The sequence below is a fragment of the Gordonibacter sp. An230 genome (assembly GCF_002159915.1).
Lineage (GTDB): Bacteria > Actinomycetota > Coriobacteriia > Coriobacteriales > Eggerthellaceae > Rubneribacter.
In genome coordinates this window covers 62,171-74,685 of sequence record NZ_NFJP01000013.1, presented here as the reverse complement: position 1 = coordinate 74,685, position 12,515 = coordinate 62,171, and the positions used below count along the sequence as shown (strand labels likewise).

At 64.9% G+C, this 12,515-nt stretch carries 8 protein-coding genes; 4 read left to right on the top strand and 4 right to left on the bottom strand.

Translation table 11 applies throughout. The annotated features are described in order from the left end of the window. Positions 1-31 precede the first annotated feature (31 nt). Complete coding sequence (locus B5F40_RS08555; RefSeq protein ID WP_087193911.1) at positions 32-628, bottom strand: helix-turn-helix transcriptional regulator; 597 nt, start codon at positions 626-628, stop codon at positions 32-34. A gap of 176 nt (positions 629-804) precedes the next feature. On the opposite strand from B5F40_RS08555, the gene B5F40_RS08550 reads away from it, so the two are divergent. Then, a complete protein-coding gene (locus B5F40_RS08550; protein ID WP_087193910.1) occupies positions 805-1,578 on the top strand; it encodes a hypothetical protein in 774 nt (257 codons plus the stop codon). A 116-nt stretch (positions 1,579-1,694) separates the two neighbouring features. Here B5F40_RS08550 and B5F40_RS08545 read toward each other — a convergent pair whose 3' ends face one another. After that, the gene (locus B5F40_RS08545; protein WP_087193909.1) at positions 1,695-2,675 is read right to left on the bottom strand and encodes an NAD(+)/NADH kinase; all 981 of its coding nucleotides are present in this window, start codon (positions 2,673-2,675) and stop codon (positions 1,695-1,697) included. A gap of 65 nt (positions 2,676-2,740) precedes the next feature. Between B5F40_RS08545 and murJ the strand changes: the two genes are divergently transcribed. Together murJ and B5F40_RS08535 are read left to right on the top strand one after the other, a co-directional pair. After that, entirely contained in the window at positions 2,741-4,846 is a 2,106-nt protein-coding gene (murJ, locus tag B5F40_RS08540) for a murein biosynthesis integral membrane protein MurJ (protein ID WP_087193908.1), read from the top strand. 816 nt (positions 4,847-5,662) lie between these two features. Continuing rightward, a complete protein-coding gene (locus tag B5F40_RS08535; RefSeq protein ID WP_087193907.1) occupies positions 5,663-6,430 on the top strand; it encodes a nucleotidyltransferase family protein in 768 nt (255 codons plus the stop codon). Here the strand turns inward: B5F40_RS08535 and B5F40_RS15950 are convergent. Together B5F40_RS15950 and asnB are read right to left on the bottom strand one after the other, a co-directional pair. Continuing rightward, on the bottom strand, positions 6,409-6,774 hold the full coding sequence (locus B5F40_RS15950) for a hypothetical protein (protein WP_140396458.1): 366 nt from the start codon (positions 6,772-6,774) through the stop codon (positions 6,409-6,411). The genes B5F40_RS08535 and B5F40_RS15950 overlap by 22 nt on opposite strands. Positions 6,775-8,548: 1,774 nt before the next feature. Further along, positions 8,549-10,510, bottom strand: a complete 1,962-nt coding sequence (gene asnB, locus B5F40_RS08525; protein WP_087193905.1) for an asparagine synthase (glutamine-hydrolyzing) — start codon at positions 10,508-10,510, stop codon at positions 8,549-8,551. A 321-nt stretch (positions 10,511-10,831) separates the two neighbouring features. Between asnB and B5F40_RS08520 the strand changes: the two genes are divergently transcribed. Further along, positions 10,832-12,379 carry an Ada metal-binding domain-containing protein gene (locus tag B5F40_RS08520; protein WP_087193904.1) on the top strand — a complete coding sequence of 516 codons (1,548 nt, stop codon included), beginning with the start codon at positions 10,832-10,834 and terminating at the stop codon, positions 12,377-12,379. Positions 12,380-12,515: the final 136 nt, after the last annotated feature.

The following is a 12,515-nucleotide window of genomic DNA, read 5'->3' as shown; positions in this document are numbered from 1 at the left end:
GCCCCCAACGCGGCGGCTTCCAAAAGGCTGCTCAGCCGAGCCTGCGGGCCGGCTCGGCGGCGCTCATCGCCTCCACGAGCTCGGCCTTGCCCGAAACGCCCATCTTGCGGTAGAGGTTGCGCACGTGGGTCTTCACCGTGTCGCGGGACACGTACAACTCGCGAGCGATCTCGGGCTGGGTGCGCCCCTCCACGATGAGCAAGAGCATGTCCTCCTCCCGCCGCGTGAGGCCGTAGGCGCGGGCGGCGCGGACGCAGCGCGTCTGCGGCGACGACTCGCTTTCGCGATAGCGCTCCACGAGCGCGCGCAGCTTTTCGACCGCGCGCGCCTCGGCCGCCTCGGCCGCGCGCCACGTGCGTCCGAGCACTGCCCCGACCGCAAGCGACCCCGCGCAGAACGCGACTGCGAACAGGGCCGCCGCCGCGTCCCCCTGCGCCTCGCCGAGCGCGAGACTGCCAACGACCGCGCCCGCGAACGCGACGAGGCGGTACAGCGCGAGGAGCGTGTCGGAGCGGGCGGGCTCATCGAAGTACGACGCGCGCACGACGGAGGCGCACGCCGCCGCGAACGGCAGGGCCACGCCGACGAGCACGATCCCCCTTGTCGCCAGCAAGGTGAGCTCCGTCATGTCCGCCTCCTCGTCATCGACCGCTCCCGAACGTTTCGTCAGAGGAAACCATAGCACGCGAGGCGGCAAAGCGCAGGGGTGAAATAATTCACCGTTGCCGCGAACCGGCAAGCGATGCTAGCTTCGAACGCGCAAGGGGCGCACCGCCGCCCGCGTCTCTCACGATTGGAGCCCTCATGAGGATCGACCGGAAAACCCGCATCGTCGCCGGAACCATCTGTCTGATCGCCGCCTCGCTCGTCATGGGGTGGTTCGCCGGACGCTACGTTCCGGGAGAGCCGGCCATGCCGACCGCCGATGCGCGTGAAGTGCTTGCGGCAGGAAGCGGCCGCGCCACCGAAAGCGTGATCGACTTCGAACCGGGAACGACGATGGAGCTGCCCGCGCTGCTGCAAGGACGCGCGCACGAGCTGAGCGACGCCGCCCAAGACGATCTGCCCGAGCGAGCGATCGGAAGCTTCGAGCGCATGGGGCTGTGGGAGCGCACGACGCCCCGCCTCGACGTAACGGCGACACAGGTCCGCATAGCGTCGGTCGCGTCGTTCGGGGAGCTCAATCCCCCTTACTACAGTTGGGACAAGATCCCCTCCGACGGCAAGATGGTCCTCGTCACCGTCTCGATCGCCAACGCCTCGGACGAGCACTACGAAGCCTGGTGGGCCACCTTGCCCACGTTCACGCTGTGGAGCGGCCTTCTCGCGGCAGACGACGAGATGGGCGCGGGGATCGCGCTCGACGCAGAGGCGTTCTCGCTTCTGAATCCCAGCGAGGGCGAGCAGGATATCTCGGTCGACCTCGCTCCCGGCGAGACGCAAGAGATCGTGCTGCCGTTTCGCCTCGTGAGCGGCGCGCTCGCCGATCCGTCCGCGCTCGACGACGCGAAAGCATCGGACTTCGCCCTGCAGACGTCCGACTACGCGGCGAACGCCACGTACCGCCTGTGGCTATAGGCGACACCCGCGCGAGGAAAGCCGGACGGAGCCGTCCGACGCGGAGATTCCGGCGGCATCCACGAGCCTTCGCCGAGCGCGCCGCCCGGCCGGGACCGGTCCCGACCGGGCGGCGCCTAGCTCCGAGCCAGCGGCGACCGGCCCGCATCATCGTGCTCGAAGAACACCTTCGACACGCGCTCGTAGAAGCCCTCCCCCCGGTAGCGCAAAAGCACGGTGGGCGCCGCGCCGCGGCTCACGTAGACGCGGCGCACCGGCCGATCGAACGAAAGCGGCTCGCCGTCGACGAAGAGCGTCGCCTCGCGCGCGTCGGCGTTCTTCGACAGATCCATCTCCACCACGTCGCTGCCAGCCGTGACGATGGCGCGCGAATGCAGCGTGTGCGGCGCGAGCGGCACCGCCACGAGCCCCGTGAAGCCGGGGGCCACAAGCGGCCCGCCCGCCGACAGCGCGTAGGCGGTCGAACCGGTGGCCGTGGCCACCACAAGGCCGTCGCCGCGCATCTCGGCGATGAGCGCGCCCGAGATGCTCAAACCGAAGTCGATGACGCGCCCGTTCGCGCCGCGCGTAACAGCCAGCTCGTTGAGCGCGAAGAACCCCCGCTCTCCCCCATCGTCGGAGCCGTCGGACGCGTCGCGCGCACCGCTTTCGACCCGCCCGTCGAATACGGGCTCTTCATCGGCCCCGTCGGCCCAGGGATCGGACTCCCCCTCGCACACCACGTCGATGCGCAGGTTCGTCCTCCGCTCGGCCACGACGTCTCCCGATAGGGCCGCCGCGACGACGGCGACCGCCCCCTCTTCGCTCGAATTCGCCAAAAATCCGAGATGACCGAAGTTGATGCCGAGGATGGGCACTCCGGACGTCCCGATTCGATGCGCCGTGCGCAGGATGGTTCCGTCGCCGCCCAGCACCACCGCCATGCTCGCGCCCGCCGCGAGGGCGGCGTCGAAGCGCTCGCGACCGTCACGATCCGAAAGTTCGGAGGAATTCACGAGCGCGCATTCCATACCCTGCGAGGAAACGTAAGCGGCGAGCAGCAACGACGCGTCCACAGCCTGCGAGTTGGAGTTATTGCGTACGATGAGGATATGCATGAGGGTCCTCTTTCCGAGTTTGCTATGATGGGCCATTATATCCGATGCCCAGAAAGCGTCCTTTCATGTCCGACAAGCTCGCACGAGCTCGACATATGCGCGCAAACGTCCCGGATCCCGCGCGCACCGCGACAACACCCGGCCGCCTCGGGGCGTCACACGCTCGCGCGGCCGACCCCGGCTCGACGTCCGAGATCTTCGTCGGCGGGCGTCACGCAGGCCTCGACCGCACCGTCATCGCTGCGGCAGTCGCTCAGCACGTCGTCCCAAGACCCGAGCCGCCGCTCGATCCCGCGAGCGCGAAGGCGCGCCTGAAGGCTGCTCCCCCGGGCGAGACGTCCGAGATATGCATCGGAGGACGCCACGCAGGATGCGACCGGACGACGCCCCAACGCGACCCCTTCGAGCCATCCACCCCCGAGCCGCTCACGACACAGGCCCGGACCGCGCGCTCCGAGTCGACCGGCGCCTTCTTCGTCGGCGGCCGACACGCAGGCCCCGACCGCACCGAGCGCAGCGACAGCGCCGGATTCGGAGCTGGCGCCAAACCGTCGCCGACGGCGGCCCCCGAGCCCGAGAACGCCGCGGCCGCCGTCGGCGCGTCGGCCGCCCTCGTGAGCGTGTGCGTGATGATCTCGCGCATCACAGGCTTTGCCCGCACGTGGGCGATGGCCTTCGCGCTGGGTTCGACGCTGCTCTCCAGCTCCTACCAGGTGGCGAACACCCTGCCCAACCAGCTCTACGAGCTGGTGGTGGGCGGGATGCTCGTGACGGCGTTTCTGCCGGTGTACCTGTCGGTGAAGAAGAAGCTGGGGCAGCGCGCCTCCAACGAATACGCCTCGAACCTGCTCACCATCGTGGTCGTGCTCCTCGGCGTCGTCTCGGCGCTGTGCATGCTGTTCCCCTCGGCCATCATCTACACGCAAAGCTTCTACTCCGACCAGGCCGAGATGGCCACGGCCACGCTGCTGTTCCAGTTCTTCGCCGTCCAAGTGGTGTTCTACGGCGCGAGCGCCGTCCTGCAGGGCCTGCTGAACGCGAACCGCGACTACCTGTGGTCGGCCATCGCGCCCGTGGCGAACAACGTCATCGTCATCGCCACGTTCGCCCTCTACGCATTCGTGGCGCCGCACGACCCGCAGCTCGCGCTCTACCTCATCGCGGTGGGCAACCCGCTCGGCGTGTTCGCCCAGCTCGTCATTCAGATGCCCGCGCTCAGGCGCAACGGCATCCGCTTGCGCCCGCGCCTGAACCTGCGCGACCCCGCCCTGCGCGAGACGCTGTCCATCGGCGCGCCCACCGTGCTGGTGATGATCTGCTCGTTCGCCGTGGTGTCGGTGCAGACGGCCGCCTCGTACAGCTTCTCCGAGAGCGGGCCGTCGGTCCTGGCCTACGCGCGCCTGTGGTTCACGCTGCCCTACGCGTTTCTGGCGGTGCCCATCACCACCACCATGTTCACCGAGCTGGCCGAGATGCAAGCCGAGGGGAACACGCAGGGCGTGAAGCGCGGCATCGTGAGCGGCACGAACCAGATACTCTTTTTCATGGTGCCCTTCGCCCTGTACCTCATGGTGTTCGCCATGCCGCTCGTCACGCTGTACCATGCGGGCGCGTTCACGATGGAAAGCGTCGGCGCCATCGCCGACTATCTGGCCGTTTTGGCCGTGGCGCTGCCGTTCTACGGCGTGAACACCTACCTGCAGAAGGTGTATTCCAGCGTTCGGAAGATGGGCGTGTTCGCTGGATTCAATTTCGTGGCCGGTGGCGTGCAGATCGGCCTCACGATGCTGGCCGCCTCGGGCGCGATCGACCTGCCGTTCGAGGCCATCGCCGTGGCAGAGGCGGCATTCTACGCGGTGGCCGACGCGTGCCTGTTCGCCTACCTGCGCCACCACCTCGGCGCATTCGGGCTGCGCTCCACGGCGCGCACGCTGGCATGCTCGCTCGCCCTCGGCGGGCTGGGAGCGGCGGTGGGCGCGGGCGTGCTGTTCGCGCTGCAAACGTGGGCGGCCCCGCTATCGGGCTCCATCCCCCAGGCGCTCGCCTACGTGGCAGCCGGCGGCCTCGCATCGCTCTTCGTCACGTTCGGCCTCGCCCTCAAGCTGCGCGTGCCGGAGGCGGCGTTCCTCGCCAACATCGCCGACAAGGTGAAGGGGAAGCTAGGCCGCTGACCGCATTCCGACCTCGCTCGCAAGCCGCCCGCTGCCGACCTGCGCTTTCCCCGCCTGAGCAAATCCCATGCCGACGAAAGCGCGCCGATGGGGCGCGGCGTGGGAAATCTTCCACAAAGCCCCGCGCTGCACGGGAATCGGTCCCTTCGCAAAACAGCAATCGGCAATCAGCGCGAGCCCGGGCACCGAGCCAGGGGGGCATGCAGACGGGCGACCTAGATTCGCTAAACCGTCTCCATCGACCCCGGTCGAGCAGAACGGCCTCGCGCCGCCTCCGCTCCAACGCCGAAATCGCCCCCCCTGGTTAAACCAGGATCGGCATGAGCCAGCATCTGCCGAAACTCGGATCGTCCCGTTGTGACCAGGCGGCGCGGAAACCCCGTCGGACGAAAGAACCCTCCGCTCCGCCTACGGGGCTTTGCGAAGCGATCTAACGCGGTCTGCATCAATTGGCGATTCGTTAGCGATGCCGCTCATTCTGTTGAAAATTGTCGTTTGGTAAACGGTTTTGCCTCCCTCGACGGCATCCTGAATACCGTTGAGACCGAGAGGGCTGACGCCGCTGGGCCTTTTCCTCCGCCCTCCCCCCTTCCCATCCCCAAAACCCTCCAAACCGTTCACCAAACGAAAATTCTTTACCACATAGGCGCACCTTCCGCATGCGAAGCCCTTCCCCGAAACGCCCATCGTCTATTCCGCCCTCCACCTTTACGTCCACGATCACTCCACCCCAGCCTTCGCCGAGCGTGAGAAAAAAGGCGACTCGTTGGATGATCGGATATAATAACGCGTCCACCAGCGATTGAAAGGATACTCATGGATGCGCTTACATGGGCAGAGGATGCGGCGCTTGCGCTCGAGCGCGAGTTCGGCGACCGCCTCTCGTTCGTCGGCCTTCAAGGCAGCAGGGCGCGGGGCGAGGCTCGCGAGGACAGCGACATCGACCTCGTCGTGCTGCTCGACGGCATCACCGCAGACGACCTTGGCCGCTGCCGAGCCGTCATTCAGAAGATGCCCCGAAAAGAACTCGCCTGCGGCTTCGTCGGATCCACGCGGGCCATCGCCTCATGGCCCCGCCACGAACTCTTCCAATTCGCCCACGACACACGCCCCGTCCACGGAGATCTCAGCTCCATCATAGACGCGCGCTTCGTCCCCGACGACGCCCTTTGCGCAGCCCGCATCGGCGCGTCGGGAATCTACCATGCGCTCTGCCACACCCGCGTCTTCGGCGACGACGAGCAGACCATCTTGGAACCGCTCTTCAAACAAGCGTTCTTCGTGCTTCAGGCGCTTCAATTCGCACGCACGGGACGCTATCCCGAAACGAAGCGCGACCTCGCAAAGCACCTTGCCGGAGAAGAGGCGCTCATCCTCGAGGTCGGACGGGATTGGGAGGCGCATCGCCCCGCAGGTGTCAAAGGGGCAGAAAAGCTGACCGACCTGCTGCTTCGCTGGTCGGAGAGCGTCATGGCCTCGACAAGCCCCTCGAACCCTGAACGAGAGCGCCCCTCTACCCTCAAGCCCTTCGAAGCGCCTCCGACTCCGCAAGCGCACGTTCGTCATCCCAGTTTCCCCGGATGACGGCACCGCAAAACGCCACCGGATCCGAGCACTGCCCGCCTGAGATCGTCTTCCCTTCGAAGGCTTTCGATGTCGTATGAGGGGCCTCTTCGTTTCAAGCATGTTGCGATCATCCTCGCGCACCTTCGAAACGCCGCAGGATCGAAGAGCTGGTCGCGCGTCATGGTGAACACCGTCACCCCTCCTTCGGCCAAGGCGTTTCTTCGCCGTGCATCGCGCGCGATGCGTTCGGGACCGGTATGGTAGCGGTCGCTGTCGTACTCGACGGCCACGCGCATGCGCGGCCAATAGAGGTCGCACTCCACATGATCTCTGCCCAACTGGCTGCGCGCGGCTTTCGCCAAAGGAACACGCTCGTTGAGACGAGCATGCGCGAACCCCTGCCCACCGAGCGATCTCGGCAAACATAGGAGCAAAGCTTGGGCCGTCTCCATCGGCGAGCGGGAGCGCGGCATCACGTACGACAACGCACGACGGGCGAGCTTGACCCCATGCATTCCCCGAGCCGCGCGAACCGCCCTGCCCAAGCGAACGGGCGTCGTCAGCGGCTCACGCACTGTGAATCCCTCGTCCTCGTCAGACGGGGCGTAGAAACCGCACAACTCGCATCCGACGCCTATGAGCTCCGCGAGCGAAAGCTGCGACGCCAACGCCACAAAGCACCATTCGGGAGAGGTGACCGCAACGTCCCTCGAGACCCGATAGAGCGCACCACGAGGAAGGGAGGGGGATTTGTGATAAACGACTTTCTCCGGATCACGCGAAGTCGCCGCATAGGGAGAGAGAAGATGGATCGGGGAAGACACGATCCCGTGCTCGAAAGGCGCAAGCGCGCATGCAGCCCTCACCCCGACAAAGTCCCCGCCACGTGCAGAGACGGAGCGAGGGAGAAACTCCACCGAACGCCAGTACTCGAGCGCCGATATGTGACTGATCACAGCGAGCATTTCCGCAGTTTAACATGGTCGAATCCAAGTAATCGCCAGACTTTTCCCCGCGCCAGATCCATGCAAGCTTCGCACTAGAACCGCGCAAGATCCGTTTTAGATCCGTGCAAAGTTTTTTAAGAGCCCGCACTCAATTCGCTCCGCGCAAGGCCCATCCCCCTCCGCAGTCGATATCGCAGCCGATTTTCGCTTTCCCGCCGAGCCGTTGTCAATGCACGCCCTTCCCCTTCACGCGACGCTCCGCCGCCCTCCGAAAGACTGCGACCGACGCGGCGAGCTTTCAGTACCTTCCGTCCGTCGATCCAAATTGCGAACAGGGATCGCTTCCGAGCAAGAGGAGGGCAGCGCGACGGTCGCATCGGACCTGCCCATCAGGAGCTTTTCCGTATCTACGCCAAAGCGCCATTGGCACAGTCGAGGTCAATCCACTGCGCAGAACCCGGACTTCGGCATGAAAAAGCGCCTTCGTCCAAGGTGAAGGCCTTTCCAATCGCTTGACTGAAAAGGATCCCATCCAAATTCCAAAGAACATAGATTCATGCCGACGCCGACTTGACAGAGCGTTTCCCTTTCTGGCACATTTTTCACGTTTGGTGAACGGTTTTTCACGCCGCGGTCAAAGAAAGCAACGCTAGACCACGGCAAAGTCCCTGAAACGCGGCCCTCCGGAATAGCTCGAGCGCCCGAACGGAGCGAAAGCGTTCACCAAACGAAAAAAGTGATCGCGAAAACGAAACTTTCCACCAACCCATCTCCGATGCGCTTCCAGCCTCACCGCGCAAAACGCAATTCCTACGAGGCTGCCCCTCTCTCTATCACGCAGCCGCCTCAGCCCCACGCGGGAAGCCCTCATTCAGATCGCCACCTCGATCCTGTCGGCCATCGCCCCCCCCCTTGCATTGCGTTTCAGCGCTCCAGCCGCCAACCCGAGCAATCGCAAGCGAAACGAGATCACGGCCGATCGTCCCCTGCTTTCCCCGTCGGCCTGTCGGCACCGTATCGGCTCCCTCCTTCGCGCACCAGCGCAAACCGATCGCAACCCGGGAAGCCGAAGGGCGAGTACCAGCGAGCCCTGCCCCTTCTCCGAAGAAACCAAACGGGGCCGACGCCCCCGGCGACAGCCCCGTTTTCAGCAAACCCGTTTGCACCCGCAGCGTGCTGCAGCGCGCCCCTACGCCACCTTCGTCTTCGGCGCCAGCTTCTCGCTGCTCTTCCCGAAGAACACCTCGTACCAGCACAGGAAGCAGTAGATGTTCCAGATGCGCATCATCTTGAGTTTGCCGCGACCCTCCACCGTGGAGAAGTCGGCCGACTTGTGATCGTCGAGCATTTGCACGAGGTAGTCCACGTTGAAGAACTCGTGCGCGGACTCGCTCGTGAACGCCTCCTTGATGCGATCGTAGTACAGGTCGGTCTGCAGCCACACGGTGAGGGGCGTGATGAACGGCTGCTTCGGCATGTTCGCCACCTTCTTCTGGAAGCCCAGCTTGCTCGCAGCCACACGCAGGGCGTATTTGGCGTGCTCGTCGTCGACGCGGCACGCGGTGGGCAGCTGCAGCGCCACGTCGAGCACCTTCTTGTCGAGGAACGGCACGCGCAGCTCCAGCGACTGCGACATGGACATCTTGTCGGCCTTCAGGCAGATGTCGAAGGGCATGTAGCTCACCATGTCCACGTACTGCGTCTGCGTGATGATGTCGATGTCCTGCTTCGCCGCCTCGTCGAAGTGCGGCTTGCACCACTCCCACGGCTTGCACGGACCGTCGTAGTCGCGCAGCACGTTCGGGATCTCGTCCCACATGTAGTTCATGCTCGCGCGCTGGTAGCTCTTCTCCGGCCCGCCCGAACCGCGCATGGCGAAGCGGCGCCCGTGGAACGGCGGCAGCTTCTCGGCCACGGCGCCCGCGGCGGCGCGCAGAGGGCGCGGCACCTTGAAGTACTTGCCGAACTCGAACTGGTCGTGGTAGATCCAGTACCCGCCGAACAGCTCGTCGGCGCCCTCGCCCGACTGCACCACCTTCACCTGCTCGCGCGCGAGACGGCTCACAAAGAACAGCGGGATGGCGGAAGGCGCGCCCAGCGGCTCGTCCATGTGGTACTGCTCGGTGGGCACGATGTCGAGGAACTCCTCGGCGCTCACCTTCACCTGCCAGTTCGGCAGGTTGGCCCACTTCGCGAACTCCTCGGCGTCCTCCAGCTCGTTCAGCTTGATCTCGAAGTCGGACTGCGCGGCGATCTCGGCCAGCTTGTCCTCGCAGCCGATGTCGTAGCCCACCGAGAACGTCTTGATGTCCGGCGCGTGCTGGCCCATGCAGTACGCGGCGAGCGAGCTGTCGATGCCGCCCGACAGGAAGCTGCCGATCTCCACGTCAGCGATCTCGTGCGCCGCCACCGACTCGTCGAACGCACCCACGATGACGTCGGCCCACTCGTCGAGCGACTTCGAGTCGTCGATCTTGTACGTGATCTTGTAGAAGCACTCGGTGCGCAGCTGGCCGCCCTCGAACACCATGAAGTGACCGGGCAGCAGCTTGTGCACGTCCTTGAACATGGTTTCGGAGTTGTTCATGTACTCGAAGCACAGATACTGCGGCAGCTGCTCGCGGTTGAGCTCCTTCTTGAACGCCGGGTGCGCCAAAAACGCCTTGATCTCGCTGCCGTAGATGAGGCGGTCGCCGTCGTGCTGGTAGTAGAACGGCTTGATGCCGAAGATGTCGCGGGCGCACACGAGCCGCTTCTTCGGCGCGTCCCAGATGGCGATGGCGAACATGCCGCGCAGGCGCTCGAACACGCCCTCGCCCCACGCCTCGTAGCCATGGACGATGGTCTCCGTGTCGCCGTTCGTCTTGAACCGGTAGCCCATCGCCTCGAGCTCGGCGCGCAGCTCCTGGAAGTTGTAGATCTCGCCGTTGAACGTGACGGTCACCGTGCCGTCGGTGTTCTGCATGGGCTGACGGGAGCCTTCGAGGTCGATGATGGACAGGCGGCGGAAGCCCATCGCGATGTCGTCGTCCACGAAGAAGCCCTCGTCGTCGGGCCCGCGGTGGGCGATGCGGTCGGCCATGTCCTTGATGACGGCCTGGTTGGTCTCCCGGTCGTAATCGACCGCGGTGAATCCCACGAATCCGCACATGTGGCTGGTTCTCCTTTGCATGCGTGCCAAGGCGCGCAGCGGCGCGGCACGGTTCGTCCGTATCCTTCGGTATGATACGCCACCACCGAGCAAACCCCAAGAAAGGCAACGGAAACCCCATCAGCCTTGCAGATGCGCGAAACCCGCCGGTGCATTCGGGCTACCCTGCTATTCAATCGCGCGCACCCTACCGCCAACCTTTCCACACGCTTCCAAAACTCAAACCGTAGCGGTAATATAAGCATCGCTGGCATAGATATAGCCGATTAGGATGACAGCCGTCAGGCCCGTTTCCGGCCAAGACGGCGAAAGGCCCATTCCATGAGCAACGAAGACAACATCACCCGCAACGACGTTCCGCAGGTTGAGGAGCTGAAGGTTGCCATCCTGGCCGAGCTCGGCAGCGGGCGGGCGCGTTCGTGCAAGGCCGTCGTGAAAGACGTCTCGTCCAGCCTGGGTCTCTCGGCAAAGCAGCGGGGTTATAAGATCAAGGGAAGCAAGACTACTTTGCTAGAGAACAGGTGCGAGAAAGCGCGGTCGGAGCTGAAGGCAGAGGGCCTGATAGAATACCCCTCACATGGCAAGATGAAACTTGTTCGCACCGCGGAAAGCGCCGGCGGAGGGCAAGGGGATGCTGCGGCGCGGAAAGGTGCGGACCGGGGCGCCGACCAGGCCACCGGCAAAGCCACCCCATCGGCCAAAGGCGAAGCCGCAACCACGGATGCCGAGCGCACCCAGGGCGAAGCCGGCCACAAGAACCCTGGTGACGCCCCACACAGAGCAAAGGGTATGGATGCGGAACCGGCAGACGAATCCGCACACGGAAAGGGCACAGCCGCTGCGGGAAAGCCCAAGCCAGCACCCAAGGCCCCTGCCCCAAGCGCAGCCTCGGGCACCGCGCCGGCAAAGCCAACCGGCTCTGCAGCCGTCTCGGCTGCAGCGGAAAGCACCTGGCTGAAGTACCGGAAGTACATCCCACTCGCACTGGTAGCGCTGGGGCTTGCCCTGTGCCTTGCGCAATGGGGGCTGCCAGGGGCGATCCTTGGAGGCGCAGGCCTCTTTCTAAGGGCGAAGGAGGCTGGCAAGGGCGCCTCAGGCAATCCAACGGCACCCAAGGCGACGCTTTGGGCAGGCGCCGCATCGATCCTGCTCGGGCTCGTCCTGGCGGTTGCCTCCTGCTCGGGGTCCTCCCCGAGCGCATCGTCGAGCCAAGACGGCGCCGCAAGCCCTCCCACGTCGATGCAGGAAGCACCCGAAAGCGCCAACGGCGTGCTCACCTTCAAGGTCGTCGGAACCGACTGGCCCGACAAGAGCATACCCGTGAAGGTGTCCATCGAGGGAAAAACCGCAGACGGGACGATCGTTTCCGACCAGCGGGAAGTCCTTGTGGGCACAACTTACGAGTACCCGTGCGATGCCGGCGACTATGCGATCTCCGTTACCGGGGAGTCCCTCGTCTGCAACGGCATCCCGTTCACAGCGAGCTCGCCTAAGTGCACCTTCGACGGCACCAAGGACAAGCTGCTCACGCTGGTATTGGTCAAAGACGAAAAGGCCCTCCTGGCCGCTCAGGAGGCAGAGAGGCAGAAGGAGGCGGAAGCGGCCGCCCAGGCAGAAGCGGAACGGCAGGCCGCTGAAGAAGCGGCAGCGGCGGCCGCTGCCGCAGCTGCTGTCTCCCAAGCCGAAAACGCCGCTGCATCCCAGAGCAGCCCCTCAAGCGGCGGGGAGTACATCGGAAACGTGAATACTCACAAGTTTCACCGCCCGACCTGCGGATCGCTTCCCGACGAGAAGAACCGAGCCTATCTATCGTCAAGGGATGAAGCCATCAACCTCGGGTATGTGCCTTGCAAAAAATGCAAGCCCTGACAATCGCGCTGGCGCTGGCAGGGAGATGAGGTCTTAGGTTCTGCGCACCGGCTACGAGCCAATTCGCCGCCGGTGCGTGCACCATCCCGCGGTGCGCACCGGCGCACAGTACGCTTATTGACTCTTTCCATGGAGC